13 protein-coding genes and 1 pseudogene are annotated in these 15,959 nt (G+C 62.3%); 7 read left to right on the top strand and 7 right to left on the bottom strand.

The features are described 5' to 3' along the window. Positions 1-116 precede the first annotated feature (116 nt). The 3 genes from KQH60_RS04235 to KQH60_RS04245 form a co-directional block, all read right to left on the bottom strand. Positions 117-911 (bottom strand): BPSS1780 family membrane protein, encoded by a 795-nt coding sequence (locus tag KQH60_RS04235; RefSeq protein ID WP_237575330.1) that lies wholly within the window; start codon positions 909-911, stop codon positions 117-119. A 10-nt stretch (positions 912-921) separates the two neighbouring features. Beyond that, entirely contained in the window at positions 922-1,890 is a 969-nt protein-coding gene (locus tag KQH60_RS04240; RefSeq protein WP_237575331.1) for a homoserine kinase, read from the bottom strand. Positions 1,891-1,982: 92 nt separating this feature from the next. Beyond that, complete coding sequence (locus KQH60_RS04245) at positions 1,983-2,339, bottom strand: hypothetical protein (protein WP_237575340.1); 357 nt, start codon at positions 2,337-2,339, stop codon at positions 1,983-1,985. Between the two features lie 293 nt (positions 2,340-2,632). Between KQH60_RS04245 and KQH60_RS04250 the strand changes: the two genes are divergently transcribed. After that, positions 2,633-4,138 (top strand): AMP nucleosidase, encoded by a 1,506-nt coding sequence (locus tag KQH60_RS04250; RefSeq protein WP_237575332.1) that lies wholly within the window; start codon positions 2,633-2,635, stop codon positions 4,136-4,138. A 209-nt stretch (positions 4,139-4,347) separates the two neighbouring features. Here KQH60_RS04250 and KQH60_RS04255 read toward each other — a convergent pair. Beyond that, positions 4,348-4,473, bottom strand: a pseudogene (locus KQH60_RS04255) (DNA-binding protein); the annotation flags it as partial. 480 nt (positions 4,474-4,953) lie between these two features. Here KQH60_RS04255 and KQH60_RS04260 point away from each other — a divergent pair. Continuing rightward, positions 4,954-6,309: a hypothetical protein gene (locus KQH60_RS04260; protein ID WP_237575333.1), complete on the top strand. Its 1,356-nt coding sequence runs from the start codon at positions 4,954-4,956 to the stop codon at positions 6,307-6,309. Positions 6,310-6,420: 111 nt separating this feature from the next. On the opposite strand, the gene KQH60_RS04265 is transcribed toward KQH60_RS04260, so the two are convergent. Continuing rightward, entirely contained in the window at positions 6,421-7,173 is a 753-nt protein-coding gene (locus KQH60_RS04265; RefSeq protein WP_237575334.1) for a TIGR00730 family Rossman fold protein, read from the bottom strand. A gap of 1 nt (position 7,174) precedes the next feature. On the opposite strand from KQH60_RS04265, the gene polA reads away from it, so the two are divergent. Next, positions 7,175-9,949, top strand: a complete 2,775-nt coding sequence (gene polA / locus KQH60_RS04270) for a DNA polymerase I (protein WP_237575341.1) — start codon at positions 7,175-7,177, stop codon at positions 9,947-9,949. A 61-nt stretch (positions 9,950-10,010) separates the two neighbouring features. After that, entirely contained in the window at positions 10,011-11,498 is a 1,488-nt protein-coding gene (locus KQH60_RS04275) for an NAD(P)/FAD-dependent oxidoreductase (protein WP_237575335.1), read from the top strand. An 11-nt stretch (positions 11,499-11,509) separates the two neighbouring features. On the opposite strand, the gene KQH60_RS04280 is transcribed toward KQH60_RS04275, so the two are convergent. Both KQH60_RS04280 and KQH60_RS04285 read right to left on the bottom strand, forming a co-directional pair. Beyond that, a complete protein-coding gene (locus KQH60_RS04280; protein WP_237575336.1) occupies positions 11,510-12,379 on the bottom strand; it encodes a sulfurtransferase in 870 nt (289 codons plus the stop codon). 109 nt (positions 12,380-12,488) lie between these two features. Continuing rightward, on the bottom strand, positions 12,489-13,595 hold the full coding sequence (locus KQH60_RS04285) for an aromatic ring-hydroxylating dioxygenase subunit alpha (protein WP_237575337.1): 1,107 nt from the start codon (positions 13,593-13,595) through the stop codon (positions 12,489-12,491). A 259-nt stretch (positions 13,596-13,854) separates the two neighbouring features. On the opposite strand from KQH60_RS04285, the gene KQH60_RS04290 reads away from it, so the two are divergent. From KQH60_RS04290 to KQH60_RS04300, 3 genes are all read left to right on the top strand, one after another. After that, positions 13,855-14,130 (top strand): exodeoxyribonuclease VII small subunit, encoded by a 276-nt coding sequence (locus KQH60_RS04290; RefSeq protein WP_237575338.1) that lies wholly within the window; start codon positions 13,855-13,857, stop codon positions 14,128-14,130. Continuing rightward, positions 14,121-15,017: a polyprenyl synthetase family protein gene (locus KQH60_RS04295; protein WP_237575339.1), complete on the top strand. Its 897-nt coding sequence runs from the start codon at positions 14,121-14,123 to the stop codon at positions 15,015-15,017. Before KQH60_RS04290 ends, KQH60_RS04295 begins: the two co-directional genes overlap by 10 nt. A 137-nt stretch (positions 15,018-15,154) precedes the next feature. Further along, on the top strand, positions 15,155-15,959 hold an 805-nt coding region (locus KQH60_RS04300; RefSeq protein ID WP_237575342.1), incomplete at its 3' end, for a 1-deoxy-D-xylulose-5-phosphate synthase N-terminal domain-containing protein.

Consider the following 15,959-nt stretch of genomic DNA (forward strand, 5'->3'; position numbering starts at 1 on the left):
GACTGGCAGCGGTGGGGCAATGGACCCGCAGCAGTGACAGTGACGGACCGGCAGCGGTGGGCGCGTGGGGCCGTGGCACGGTCATGCGGCGGCGCTGCCGTGAACGTCACGACGGCTTACGCGGTAGGCTGCGGGCCAGCGCGCTGCTCGACGCCGAAACAGCCGCGATAGGTCGCGTAGAACGAGCAGTAGATCATCGTCCACAGGATCACGCTGACGGGCAACAGCGCGGTCAACGCGCCGCTCGTCAGGCCGAACGCGCTCAGCACGAAACCGAGCAGCAGCGACATCCCCATCAGGACCGCAAACCACGTGGCCAGATAGACGAGGAACGCGCCGCGGTTGCGCCAGCAGGCCATGAAGCTGAAGAACATCGCCTTGACGGGCGGCACGCGATGCCAGGCGGTCAGCAGTGGTGCGAACCAGAATAGCATCATCGTGGGCACGTAGAATACGAAGCCGAGCGCGATACTGGAAAGGAACATGCCGCTGGAGGCGACGTCGTCATCCGGCTTCGCGTCGCTGACGAGCGTTTTCAGCAGTGAGCCGCCGTCGATCAGCGACGTCAGGAACAGACTCGCGGTGACCAGCACCAGATAGAGTAACCCAAGTTGCAACAGCTGCCGCGCGACGGCGCCGCCATGCGCGCGAAAGCCGGTAAACAGCGCAAGCGGCAAAACGTGCTTGCCGGCGATCACGTCGCGGCACGCGCTCATGAACCCGACGGACAAGCCTGGCGCGAGCATCAGCCACAGCGCGGAGCCGACTACTGGCACATGCGCGACAAGCATCATCGAGAACAAATAGGTGAAGAAGATCGCCAGGAAGCTCAGCGGGTTCTTGCGGAACAGCCAGATGCCTTGGCGGAACCAAACATAGCCGGATTTCGCGGGTGCCTCGATTAGTCGCATAGGAGAGTCGTCAAACCCACGGCAACGCGTCTGCGCCGATGCGCTCGCGCAACACACGCTCGAAATGAGCGGGGTCGTGCGGCTTGAGCAGTTGAGCGTCGCGTGGCAAGTAAAAGTCATAGAGCCGGGATAGCCAGAAACGTAACGCACCGGCACGCAGCATGTCGCGCCAATGCCGCATCTCGGCCGGCGTGAACGGCCGTACAGTCTGGTACGCGCGCAGCAATGCCTGTGTTCGCGCATCATCCAGGCAGCCGGTGTCCAGGTTGACGCACCAGTCATTGACGGTCACGGCGACATCGAACAACCACTTGTCACAGCCGGCGAAATAGAAGTCGAAGAAGCCGCCGAGCGTGTCACGTCCGTCGCGCGACACGAACAGCACGTTGTCGCGAAACAGGTCGCAGTGGCATGGCCCGCCGGGCAGCGCCGCGTAGTCGGGCGACGCGAAGAACGCCTGCTGATACGCCAATTCACTGACGAGTAACGGGTGCTGCGCATCGGTTACATAGGGCAACACCGCCGGGACATTGTCTTGCCACCAGGGCAGGCTGCGCAAATTCGGCTGGTGCATCGGGAAGTCGCGTCCGGCGACGTGCATTCGCGCCAGCATCTGCCCGACTTCGGCGCAGTGCGCAACCTGCGGTGCCAGCTGCGGCGAGCCGTCCAGCCGCGTCACGATCGCGGCGGGCTTGTCCATTAGCATGCTGAACAACGCGCCGTCGTCGCGGCGCATTGGGTCGGGCACCGGCACGTGATGCGCCGCCAGATGCCGCATCAATTCCAGGTAGAACGGCAACTCGTGCGCGGCGAGTTTCTCGAAGATCGTCAGTACGTATTTGCCAGTGGTTGTCGTCAAGAAAAAATTACTATTTTCGATTCCGGACGCAATGCCGCGAAAATCGATGATCTCGCCTATCGCGTAGTGCTGAACCCAGGCGGTGAGCCGGGCTTCGGGGACGGCGGTGAAAACGGCCATGCAGACGTCATTGGACAGGTTCGAAGGCTGCCGCCAGTGTGGGACGGCAGAGGTCCGCGCGCGGCCGGCATTCGGTGCCGGCCACCGGGCGGTCAGTACTTGAGTTGCAAGGACGGCAGCCGCGTGGACGGCTTGCCGCTCTCGTGCACTTGCGGCGAGACATCCGGCGAGGCGCTCATCTGGTAGCGTGTGCCGAAATTCGAATGAACCTGGATTTCGACCGGCTTGCCACGATCGCGATATTCGGTGATCGACGTACCGTTCGGACTCTTTTCATAGAAGCTCGGCGTGCGCGGCGCATTAAATTGCACCGTCGAATGCGCGACGCCGGCCGGCCGGTTGATTGCCTTCAGATTTGGCAAGCCGACGGCCTCGTTCTCATCCTGCGGCGTGGCGGTGACCGGCGTTGCCGCGGCGTCCGGTTGGGGCGCACTCGCCGCGGCGACCATCGTGGTGGCCAGCGCCAGGGTGGCCGGCACCAGCACGATCGCGAACCGGGTCGCGCCGCGAGGGATTGCGCCAAGCGCAGTGTGGAACGGCTTCATGACAGTTCTCCGAGACGGTAAAGCGATTTTATCAAACCAGCGTACATCATAGGCACCAGCGTGATGCCGTCGCCGCGTTTTTTTCGTGTCCCGCATCGCAGCCGTGTTCCGTGATAATGTGGGTTGGCGCCGGTCGGCACGGGCCCGGGTGCGCTCCCGCCCCTAGGCCGTTGCGCCTGCTCCGAGGAAATCGAATAATGAATGTGATCAACGCGTCTGCCACGTTTTGCACCGAAGCCTTCGACGATCCCACCGCGGCGGTCGAGCGGCTCTCCGCTATTTATGATGCTAGTAGTGCATCGCTGCGCGATGCATTCGAACGGTATCGGCGCGGCGAGCGCATTGAGGCGCGTATCCGCGCCTGTTATCCGTTCGTGCGGATTCGCACGGACGTCAATACGCATATCGATTCACGCCACTCGTATGGCTTCGTTGCGGGCCCCGGCGTCTATGAAACCACGGTGACCCGGCCAGACTTATTCGCCGACTATTATTGCGAACAACTGAGACTGCTCGTGAGGAACCATAAGGCGTCGATCGAGATTGGGGTGTCGCGGCAGCCCATTCCGATCCACTTTGCGTTTGCGGAAGGTATCCACTTGGAGGGCGAGCTGGACGTGAACCGCCTGCGGCAGATGCGCGACCTCTTTGATACGCCGGATTTGTCGCTGCTGGACGACCGCATTGTCAACGGCACGTACGAGACGCCGTCTGGCGAACCACACCCGCTGGCCCTGTTCACAGCGGCGCGAGTGGACTTTTCGCTGCACCGGCTGCGTCACTATACGGCGACGTCGCCGATTCACTTTCAGAATTACGTGCTTTACACGAATTACCAGTTCTACATTGACCAGTTCGTCAAGTTTGGTCGTTCGCTGATGGCGCGCGCTGACGATGCGCACGAGCGCGCGTATCGCAGCGAATACGTTGCGTTCGTCGAGCCCGGTGACGTGATCACGTACAACGCGAACCTGGGCGAGCAGCCGGAACAGGGGCTGCCGGTGGCGCGCATGCCGCAGATGCCCGCGTACCACTTGAAGCGTGCCGATGGCAGCGGCATCACGATGATCAATATCGGCGTGGGGCCGTCCAATGCGAAGACGATCACCGATCACGTTGCGGTGCTGCGTCCGCACGCGTGGATCATGCTCGGGCACTGCGCCGGCTTGCGCAATACGCAGCGGCTCGGGGACTACGTGCTCGCGCATGGTTATGTGCGCGAGGACCACGTGCTCGACGACGACTTGCCGCTGTGGGTGCCGGTGCCCGCGTTGGCCGAGGTGCAGGTGGCGCTGGAGCGGGCCGTCGCACAGGTCACACGGCTCGAGGGCGTCGAGCTTAAGCGCGTCATGCGCACCGGCACGGTTGCTACCACGGACAATCGCAACTGGGAACTGCGCGATCATCGCGAACCGGTACTGCGGCTGTCGCAAAGCCGGGCAATCGCGCTCGACATGGAGAGCGCGACGATCGCGGCGAACGGTTTTCGCTTCCGCGTGCCGTACGGCACGTTGCTGTGCGTGTCCGACAAGCCGTTGCACGGCGAGTTGAAGTTGCCGGGCATGGCGGATCAGTTCTACCGTGCGCAGGTGGACCAGCACCTGCAGATCGGCGTGAAGGCGATGGAGTTGCTGCGCACCAACGGACTGGACCAACTGCACAGCCGCAAGCTGCGTAGCTTTGCTGAGGTGGCGTTCCAGTAGTCACGCCTTATGAGGCGGGGAATTGGCGATCCCGCCCGCTTTTGCTTCGTCTAGCTTATTTGGGGGAGCAATAAGTGCGCTTGATCGGCATAGGTGGAACACGTGCGACTTCCCGAGCCTTTGCGTCATGCGCAGTCATTCCTTCACTCGTGTGGCTAGCCGGCTTTGGGCCAACTCGAACATTTGCGCTTTAAATTTCGGCGGTTTCATCAAACCTGTGCCGTTACGTGCAATTGCAGCCCGAGCGTTTTAATCACTTTTAAAATGGTTCCAAAGCTTGGGCCGCCGTCGCTTGACAGCGCCTGGTATAGGTCCTCCCGTGTCAGGCCTGCATCTAGTCACATCCATGCGAGTCATTCCCACGAAGCGCACTGACCATCGTCTAATCGCTCGAACCAAGCGTTTCATCACGACGCTGTTCTGCTCCGGCTGCACACGCGTGGGCGGCCGCTGCTTGGCCATCCCTTCGCTTCTACAACACGGCGACTTATCTTCTTGCCAACACAACTTATAGGCGTCGCTTCATTAACGTAGAAGCATTGGCCGGTTGACACGTCTCTTTGTCGGCGCGCTTGCATCGCCCCTACGATGTCGCGTAGCTTGTCCACCGGCTTATTCCACCGGCTTATTCCACCGGCTTATTCCACCGGCTTATTCCACCGGCTTATTCCACCGGCTTATTCCACCGGCTTATGCTACCCGCCAAAGAACTCACACTTACGACGTATCGCTGCGCGTCTTTACCTACTTTTCGCTAGCCTGTTACACAGCTTCGCTACGCGTGGTGTCTTTTTTACTGATCGCTGAGTTTGCCGATGGACTTCGATTTGAATGCCGCTTTGAACGACTACCAAGCCTACATGTGTGCATTGGAGTCGTGCCCGCAGCCTGCCGCATCGGCCCTCCCGCCGACACTGAAACTGACAAGCGGTGAACTGGCGAGCCCGCCTGCCAGCCGACCCACGACATATCGTGACCTGCCGCGTGAACTGATTGAGCAGGTCGGTGACTACGTGCCCGTTCAAGACGTGGGAAGTTTTTCAGCAGTCGATCGTCGCACGTACCATGCGATGCAAAGTCGGCGCGTAGTCTACCGCTACTGGCAACGAGCCAACCAAGCCGTGAGCCTCGCGTCAGTCAACCAGCTGCTCAGTGAGATGGACGGCACGCTCGCCGATCCGGCGCAGCACGTCGAGCCGCTTGACGCGCTGCGCCAGCGTTTGGAAGCGTTGCCGTATCGCGAGCAAGGCGAAGCCTTCAAGCGCGTGTACGCGGCGGCGCAGCGCATTCCGAAGGATGGCGTGCAGATACAGAAAGCGCTGTTGTTGCGCTCATTGCCCGGTTTTCATTGGAGCCATCGGGCTGAATTATTCGACTTCGCTTACGCACTGGCGCAGTGGCGTGCGACCGAAGAGGACAATGTTTGGACGGAACTCGCTGGCAGTTTGGGGTCCTTATTGTTTGGCTCAGCTGAGTTTGTTGAGCGTTATCAGGCGCTTGTGGCTCGGCTTGCGTCCTTGAGGGTGTCCGAGAAAGCGGAGCTGATCCCGGTATTGTGTCGGCAAATGATTCGCTTTCGTGCAAGCGACGACCGCCGCCCTAGGCTGTATGCGGTGTTACGCGGACATGCGTTGCAGCTGCCACCCTCTCATCAAGGCGCATCGGTTGGCATGTTAGCCAGTACCATATGGGTTTTGCCGAAAGCGGAGCGGCTCGCACAGTACACGCAGCTGCGTGATGTGGCACTGTCGCTGCCTGAGGAGCAGTTGGGCGTTGCGCTACGCGATCTTCCAGAGGGGTTGACGGATTTACCGCGCGAGCACCACGCACACGAACTCCAGTTACTGGAGCCGGCATTATTGCGCGTACTGCCAGCGCAGCGCGCGCAGGCCGCACTCGGTCTACTCATGTATACCCACAGACTGGACGATGCACTGGTAAAGTCGGTTTGGCAGCAGGGGTTGAGTCTATTGAATGGCACGGGCGAAGCCGCCTTATGCGATGTGCTTAGCAGACTTCGGTTCGCGGGTGCGCTAGATAACTTAGACGATCGTCAATGGAATATAACGAGGGTTGAGATTACCCGCTTTATGGAAGCCAACCGGTTCTCTGAGCTGGCCCGGGCGCGATTCCAGGACAGCGTGCCTTGGCTCAGAAGTTGGCCACATTAACCTGCGGCTGAACCCGCATGCTTTGTTTATCCGGGGAACCTTCGCGAGGCGGACACAGTGATGCCAGTTCACCAACTACATTCAAGTGGTGAACCCTCACCCTAGTAGCGCCTACAAGTAGAACATCCGGTCTTCATCGCTCTTGGCCGGAGGCTGTGCTGCGCCCTCGGCCGGCGCCCGCTCCTCGTAGAATGCGAGTACGGCCTCGAGCACCTGATCTGGCTCGTCGATTACCTGCATCAACTTGACGTCGTGTGGGCCGATCAGTCCCATCGGCTCGAGCGAGTCGCGGAACCAGTCCAGCAGACCCTTCCAGAACGTGGAGCCGACCAGGATAATCGGCACATGGCGCGATTTCTTCGTCTGGATCAGCGTCAGCACTTCCGCAAGCTCGTCGAGCGTGCCGAACCCGCCGGGCATGACGATCACCGCGTCAGAGTTTTTTACGAACGTGACCTTGCGGGTGAAGAAATGCCTGAAGCGCAGTGAGATGTCCTGGTATCGGTTGCCGCTTTGCTCATGCGGCAACTCGATGTTCAGGCCGACCGAAGGCGCTTTGCCCGCGTGCGCGCCTTTGTTGGCGGCTTCCATGATGCCGGGGCCGCCGCCGGAGATCACCGCAAAGCCGGCATCGGACAGCTTGCGGGCAATCTGCGTGGCGAGCTTGTAGTACGGCGAGTTCGGCTTGAGCCGGGCAGAACCGTAGATGCTGATGGCCGGGCGGATTTCCGACAGGTACTCGGTCGCCTCGATAAACTCTGCCATAATCGTAAACATCTGCCACGATGCGCGGGCCTTCTTGGCTGTCGCGCGCTCTTGATCTGCGAGTGAACGCAGACTCGGAATCACTTTTCTCTTGGTCATAATGCTTGAAAATCAGAACCTCGAAGGCAAGACCCTGCTATTGGTCGATGGTTCGAGCTATTTATACCGGGCCTACCATGCGATGCCGGACTTGCGCGGGCCGGACGGTGGTCCGACGGGTGCGCTGTACGGTCTCATCAACATGATGAGGCGATTGCGTCGCGACATTCCCGCAGAGTATAGCGCGTGCGTGTTCGATGCGAAGGGCAAGACGTTTCGCGACGACTGGTATCCGGATTACAAAGCGCACCGTCCGCCGATGCCCGAGGACTTGTCCCGGCAGATCGAGCCAATCCATGTCGCGGTGCGTGCGCTCGGCTGGCCGCTGCTGATGATCGAGCGCGTGGAGGCCGACGACGTGATCGGCACGCTGGCGGTGCGTGCCGCGCAGGCCAGCATGAACGTGGTGGTGTCCACGGGCGACAAGGACCTCGCGCAACTCGTGAACGAGCGCGTCACGTTGATCAACACGATGACCAACGAGCGGCTCGATCGGGACGGCGTGATCGCAAAGTTTGGTGTGCCCCCCGAGCGTATCGTCGACTATCTGACGTTGATCGGCGATACCGTCGACAACGTGCCGGGCGTAGACAAGTGCGGCCCGAAGACCGCGCTCAAATGGCTCGCGCAGTATCAGACGCTGGACGGTATCATCGAGCACGCGAATGATATCAAGGGTGCGGTCGGCGACAATCTGCGTCGTGCGCTCGCGTTCTTGCCCACCGCGCGTCGGCTCGTCACCGTGCATACCGAATGTGACCTGTCCCCGCACGTGCAGTCCATTGCCGCGTCGCTGCAGGCGCGGGTAGAAGCCAAGGACGAATTGCGCGACATCTATTTGCGGCACGGCTTCAAGACGTGGCTGCGCGAGCTCGACAGCGAGGCCGGGCCTGACACGTTTGCGGCCACGGCCGACGGCGGGGTCGCGCTCGGTCCGAGCGCGGTCGAGCCGGCGCCAGCGACCGACATCGAGCGGCAGTACGAAACCGTCAACGCATGGGAGCAGTTTGAGCGGTGGCTGGCGGTGATCGAGGCGGCGCCCATCACGTCGTTTGACACCGAGACCACGTCGCTGGACCCGATGCGCGCGCGTATCGTTGGCGTATCGTTTGCGACCGTGCCTGGGCGCGCCGCATATATTCCGCTTGCGCACCGCGGGCCGGATCACCCGGCGCAACTGCCGCGCGATGAGGTACTCGCGCGGCTCAAGCCATGGCTGGAGAGCCCTGCGCATAAGAAGGTTGGCCAGCATCTAAAGTATGACGTACAGGTTTTAGCTAACCATGGCATCACGCTGGCCGGCATTGAGCACGACACGCTGCTCGAATCGTATGTGCTTGAATCGCATCGTCCGCACGATATGGACACGCTCGCGATGCGGCACCTCGGCGTAAAAACGATCAAGTACGAGGGCGTCGCCGGAAAGGGCGCGGCGCAAATTGGCTTCGACGAGGTCTCGGTAGACGTGGCCACCGAATATTCCGCCGAGGATGCCGACATTACGTTGCGGTTGCACCAGGTGCTGTATCCGCAGATTCAAGTCGAGAAAGGGCTGGACTACGTCTACCGGTCAATCGAGCTGCCGACGTCGCGCGTGCTGCAGATCATCGAGCGCAACGGCGTGCTGATCGACAAGGACCGGCTCGTTGCGCAGAGCAACGAGCTTGGCATCCGGATGCTGGAGTTGCAGGCCGAGGCGCACGCACTGGCCGGCGGCGAGTTCAATTTAAATTCGCCGAAGCAGATCGGCGAGATCTTCTTCCAGCGGTTGCAGTTGCCGGTGATCAAGAAGACCCCGTCAGGCGCGCCGTCCACCGACGAGGACGTATTGCAGAAGCTCGCCGAGGACTATCCGCTGCCGAAGGTGTTGCTCGACTATCGTGCGTTGACCAAGCTCAAGTCCACCTATACGGACAAGCTGCCGAAGATGATCAACCCGGACACCGGCCGCGTGCATACCAACTATGCACAGGCGGTCGCCGTGACCGGACGGCTTGCGTCCAATGATCCGAATCTGCAGAACATCCCGGTTCGCACGCCGGAAGGACGGCGCATCCGCGAAGCGTTCATCGCGCCGCCGGGCAGTAGCATTGTCTCGGCCGATTACTCGCAGATCGAGCTGCGCATCATGGCGCACATTTCGGGCGACGCGTCGCTGATGGCGGCCTTCGAGCACGGCGAGGACGTGCACCGCGCGACCGCGTCGGAAATCTTCGGCGTGACACGGCAGGAGGTCACGAGTGAGCAGCGGCGCATCGCGAAAGTCATCAATTTCGGCTTGATCTATGGGATGAGTGCGTTTGGCCTCGCATCGAATCTGGGCATCGCACGCGACGCGGCCAAGCTCTATATCGACCGCTATTTTGCCCGCTACCCGGGGGTCGCGCGATATATGGACGAGACGCGGATGGAGGCGAAATCGCGCGGTTTCGTTCAGACTGTGTTTGGTCGCCGGTTGTGGCTGCCGGAGATCAACGGCGGCAATGGCCCGCGTCGTCAGGCCGCCGAGCGCGCCGCGATTAACGCGCCGATGCAAGGTACCGCGGCCGACCTGATCAAGCTGTCGATGATCGCGGTGCAGAATTGGATCGAGCGCGCGCGCGTCAAGTCGCGGTTGATCATGCAGGTTCATGACGAACTGGTGCTGGAGGTGCCTGACGATGAACTGGAAGTCATCCGCGCCAAGGTGCCTGAGCTGATGTGTTCGATCGCCAAACTCAACGTGCCGCTGGTCGCCGAATTGGGCGCGGGCGCCAACTGGGAGGAAGCACATTGACGCCGAGTGGTCCGGCGTTGTCGGCGCAATGCGAATGACGGTTAACGATGGAGGTATCGGGATGCATCGGATCATTGTGGTCGGCGGCGGCGCCGGCGGATTGGAACTGGCCACGCGGCTCGGCGACCGGTTCGGGTCGCGGCGCGCGTCGCAGCGTGTCAGTGTGGTACTCGTGGACCGCTATCCGACGCACATCTGGAAGCCGCTGTTGCACGAGGTGGCGGCCGGCAGCATGGATCCGTTCACGCACCAGATCGAATATGCGGCGCAGGCGCGCTGGCATGGTTTCGAATTCCAGCAGGGTGAGTTGCTCGGTTTGAGTCGCGCCGCAAAGACGATCCGCGTGAGCGCGGTGCGCGACGAGGATGGCATCGAACTGCTGCCCGAGCGCACGCTCGCCTACGATACGCTGGTGATCGCGATTGGCAGTACCACGCATTTCTTTGGCGTAACCGGCGCCGCGCAACACGCAATCGCGCTCGATACGGTCGCGCAGGCAGAACGCTTCCGACGCCGCCTGGTCGCCGCGTGCATGCGCGCGCAGCGGCCGCTGTCCAGCGCGGATGTGGCGTCCGACAATACACCCGCGGCCGCCACGTCGCACCCGCAAGCGGTGGGGCAAGGGCCGCTGCCCGGCGGCGCTGCCAGCCCGGCGCACGGCGGGTCGGCCAGCTCTACACACGGTAGGTTGGCCAGCGCTGCACACGGCGAGGCAATCAGCGTTGCGCAGGGTGGGGCGGCCAGCCCGCGGATCCAGATCGCAATCGTCGGCGGGGGCGCGACCGGTGTCGAGTTGTCGGCGGAACTGCGCAACACGGCACATGTACTGGCCGCGTATGGCTTGCACAAACTCGATCCCGTCACCGACATCGGCATCGTGTTGATCGAGGCCGGTCCGCGGGTCCTGCCGGCGTTGCCGGAACGCGTTTCAGCCGCAACGGCGGCGCTGTTGCGCCGGCTCAACGTCTCGGTGATGACCGGTGAAGCGGTATCGGAAGTGCGCGTCGGCGAGGTTGTCACGGGCAGCGGAAAGGTGTTGCGCGCCGATTTGACCGTGTGGGCGGCCGGTATCAAGGCGCCGCCAGTGCTCGCGCTGCTTGATGGGCTGGCGGTCAACAAACTCGGCCAGCTGGTCGTGCGTTCGACGTTGCAAACTGAGCGCGACGACGACATCTTTGCGCTTGGCGATTGCGCTGCCTGTCCGTGGCCCGAGGCCAAGCGAACGGTGCCGCCCCGTGCCCAGGCGGCGCACCAGCAAGCGAGTTTCCTGCTCGGAGCGCTGCGTGCGCGTCTGGACGGGCGCGCGTTGCCCACCTATACGTATCGCGACTTCGGCTCCCTCGTCTCGCTGGGTCACAACGCAATCGGTAACCTGATGGGCGGCCTAATCGGCAAGAGCCTGTTCGTCGAGGGACTCTTTGCGCGATTCATGTATCAATCGCTGTACCGGATGCATATCGCCGCATTGCATGGCTATGGCCGGATGCTACTCGATATGCTCGCGCACGGGCTGCGGCGCACCACGCGGCCGCGGGTCAAGCTGCACTGAACCGTGGCCAGTCAGGGCTGCGCGCCGGTGGCAACAGGCCTGGCCGGGTCTGCAACCCATTCGCTCCAAGACCCGGCGTACAGTGCCGCGCCGTGCAACCCGGCAATTTCCATCGCGAGCGCATTGTGGCACGCGGTGATGCCGGAGCCGCAGTATAGAATCGTGCGCTCTGGTGCGGTATCGTCGAGCAACGCGCACAATTCGTCGCGCAACGTGTGGGCGGGCTTGAAGTGACCGTCGGCGGCAAGGTTGTCTTTGAAGAAGCGATGGTGGGCGCCTGGGATGTGGCCGGCGACCGGGTCGATCGTCTCGTTCTCGCCGCGATAACGGTCCGGCGCCCGGGCGTCGAGCATCCGGCACGTGGCCGCGTTCATCTGTTGCTGCACGCGATGAACGTCGATACTGACCGACAGCGGCTGCGATGGTGTAAACGAGCCGGGGGCGATGGCCGGTATCGCGTTGTCCAACGGCTGCCCGGCGGCTTGCCACGCCTGTAGCCCGCCATCGAGCAACGCCACCTCTTCGTGGCCCAGCCAGCGCAGCAGCCACCACAGCCGTGCGGCGAACATGCCGCCTTGCGCGTCGTAGGCAACCACCTGTACGCCGCGGCTCAAGCCCCGCTGCGCGAGCCGGCGTGCGAGCGTGTCGCGTTCAGGCAGCGGATGACGCCCGTTGGTGCCGGTCTTCGGTCCGGACAGGTCGTGGTCGATATCCAGGTACTGTGCTCCTGGGATGTGCGCAGCGTCATACGCGGCCGCGCCGGCCGACGTGTCGGCCAGATCGAAGCGGCAGTCGAAGACGAGCGTGGTCACGCCGGGTGTGGCGAGCCGGGTAGCTAGATTCTCGGTGGAAATCAGCGTGGTGTAGTGATGCGGCGGCATAGCGAATCTCCTGGCGAGGTAGTCATGACATCGACCCTGGACGAACTCTCCCTAGTCTAAACAAAAAAAGCCGGACCCGAGTCCGGCTTTGACGGATTGCCGGCGCGTGTCAAATCGTGCCGAGCTCGCGGCGCAGGAACTCGTGAAAATGCTGCATGCCGTCTTCCATCGGGCTTTGGTACGGGCCCACTTGGGATTCGCCGCGTGCGAGCAGCGCGCGGCGTCCGGCATCCATTCGCTCGGCGATCTCGTCGTCCTCGACGGCGGTCTCCAGATAGGCCGCGCGCTCGGCTTCGACCATCTCGCGCTCGAACAGCGCCACTTCCTCCGGATAGTAGAACTCGACGATGTTTGTCGTGCGCTGCACGCCGCGCGGGATCAAATACGACACGACGAGCACGTGCGGATACCATTCGATCATCACGTTCGGGTAGTACACCATCCAGATCGCACCGAAATCTGGTGGCGCGCCGTTGCGGAACTTCAGCAACTGGTCGTGCCACTTGCGGTATGTCGGCGAACCCGGATTCGCGAGTGCACTGTGTACACCGACTGTCTGTACGCTGTACCAGTCGCCGAATTCCCAGCGCAGATCATCGCACGAGACGAAATTACCGAGTCCAGGATGGAACGGGACGACGTGATAGTCCTCGAGATAGACCTCGATGAACGTCTTCCAGTTGTAGTTGCACTCGTGGACCTCGGTGTGGTCGTACAGGTACCCGGAAAAGTTGAAGTGGCTCGCCGGGCCCAGGCGCGCGAGATCGCGTGCGACGTCCCGGCCGTTGTGCTCGAATAGCATTCCGTGCCAGGACTGCAGTGGCGTGGCGCCCAGGTTCAGGCATGGATTGTCCGGAAAGTGCGGCGCGCCGAGCAACTCGCCGCTCAGGTCGTATGTCCAGCGGTGCAGCGGGCAGACGATGTTCTCGACATGCCCGCGACCGTTAAGCATGATGGCCTGCCGGTGCCGGCATACGTTCGACAGCAGTTCGATACGACCGTGTGGGTTGCGCACCAGTATGCGGCCTTCATTCTCTGCGGGCAGCGCGAAATAGTCCCCCGCTTCCGGCACCATTAGTTCATGGCCGATGTAGCGTGGACCGCGTTTAAACAGGACGTCGAGCTCGCGTGTGAGGAGCGCTTCGTCGAAATAGGCTGAAACAGGCAGCTGGCCGTGAATAGACTTGAGCTGCAGAGCATTGCTCAGATTGGACATTCCCACTCCCGTGCAGACGTGAAAGCAGTGAACAACCCAACCATCGAAAAATCGATTTAGGGGAACCGAGAATTATACTCACTCCGGGCAAACGAGGGTAGGTAAATCTTTGATCCGGATCGCATTTATGACGTCAATTCGGTCCTCGGAGTATATTTTGCCGGCTCGACGTATCCGGCGCGCGGCGCGCCGAATTCGCATTTGCTGCCGGCCGGACGGCGTTTGCCGTAAAATAGACGACTTGCCAGAACACACGTGCATGATGCCCAACACCGCTTCCCCAGCCCCTGACGGGGCAGATGTCCCGTTGCCGGATAATTACGAAACAGCGCTCGGCGAACTCGAGTCCCTAGTCGAGCAAATGGAAGGAGGCGCGTTGAGCCTCGAGGCGTCGCTTGCGGCTTATCGTCGCGGCGCAGCCCTTGTCGCGTATTGCCAACAGCAGCTCGAGAAAGTCGAGCAACAAGTTCGCGTACTCGATGGCGAGACACTCAAGCCCATCGATCCAGCGATTGATGACGGAGAATGTGCATGAGCGTCACGGCATTTGACGAATGGGTACGTGACGTGCTGGCGCGAACTGAGGCGGCGCTCTCGGCGGTGCTGCCGCCGGCGGACGTCGAGCCGATGCGACTGCATCAAGCGATGCGCTATGCAGTGCTGGGCGGCGGCAAGCGTGTGCGCCCGATGTTGTGCCATGCAGCGGGCCAGGCGCTAGGCGCGCCTGCCCAGCGGCTCGATGCGGTGGCCTGCGCGCTCGAGTTGATTCACGTGTACTCGCTGGTTCACGACGACTTGCCGTCGATGGACGATGATGACATGCGTCGTGGCAAGCCGACGGTGCACGTGCAGTATGATGAGGCAACAGGGTTGCTCGTCGGCGACGCGTTGCAATCGCAGGCGTTCATCGCGCTCGCCTCGGACGCGCTCGATGGGTACCGGCAGGCCGCGTTAATGCGCGAACTCGCTTGCGCGAGCGGCTCGCTCGGCATGGCGGGCGGGCAGGCGATTGACCTGACGAGCGTGGGCACGCGGTTGTCGCGCACGCAGTTGGAGACGATGCATCGGATGAAGACCGGCGCGCTGCTGCGCGCAGCGGTCAAAATGGGAGCGCTGTGCGGTGACGGGCTGTCGGCCGACATCGAGGGCGGGCTCGATGCGTATGCGAAGGCAGTGGGACTGGCGTTCCAGGTGGTGGACGACATCCTGGACGTGACGGCCGACTCGGCCACGCTTGGCAAGACAGCCGGTAAGGATGCGGCCCACGACAAGCCGACCTACGTGTCGATCATTGGGCTGCAGGCGTCGCGGGAGCTCGCGGCACAGTTGCGTCGCGACGCGCATGCGGCGCTCGCGCCACTGGGCGAGCGTGGGCTGCGGCTTGCGCAAATCGCCGACCTGGTGGTGGAGCGCGTGAATTAAGCTGACGCGCCGACGGCGGGCGGGGCGCCCGCGAGCGCAGCGGCGGCCTGCCTGGCGGCCGGCGACGTGCAGCATGAGGACACATTGGCCAGGCGCGTCGGCGTATGCGCCGCAGGATTGTCTAAAATAAAATGATGATGTACGACTTGCTGAAAACCATCGATGACCCCGCCGCTTTGCGGCGCCTAGAACGCCGGCAGTTGCAGCCACTGGCCGATGAGTTGCGTGCCTTTGTGCTCGACAGCGTATCGCAGACGGGCGGCCACCTGTCATCGAACCTCGGCACGATCGAACTGACGATTGCACTGCACTACGTGTTCGACACGCCGGCGGACCGGATCGTTTGGGACGTCGGCCACCAGACCTATCCACACAAGATCCTGACCGGGCGGCGTGATCGGATGAGCACGCTGCGCCAACTTGGCGGTATCTCGGGCTTCCCGCGCCGCTGCGAATCGGAGTACGACACCTTCGGCACCGCACATTCGAGCACGTCGATCTCGGCGGCGCTGGGCATGGCCGTTGCCAGCCAACTCAAGGGCGAAGACCGGTATGCGATCGCCGTGATTGGCGACGGTGCGATGACCGCTGGCGAGGCATTCGAGGCGCTGAACAACGCCGGCGTGTGTGAGGACATCCCGTTGCTAGTGATCTTGAACGACAACGACATGTCGATTTCGCCACCGGTCGGCGCACTGAACCGGTACCTTGCGCGGCTGATGTCGGGCAAGTTCTATGCGACCGCGAAAAAAGGCGTCGAGCGGGTGCTGCGCCACGCGCCGCCGATGCTGGAGCTCGCGCGTAAGCTTGAGGAGCACGCAAAGGGCATGGTGGTGCCCGCGACGCTGTTCGAGGAATTCGGCTTCAACTACATCGGCCCGATCGATGGGCATGACCTCGATTCGCTGATCCCGACGCTGCAGAACATCCGCGGCTTGCGTG

The organism is Mycetohabitans sp. B8 (assembly GCF_021991875.1).
In the GTDB taxonomy this organism is placed as follows: Bacteria; Pseudomonadota; Gammaproteobacteria; order Burkholderiales; family Burkholderiaceae; genus Mycetohabitans.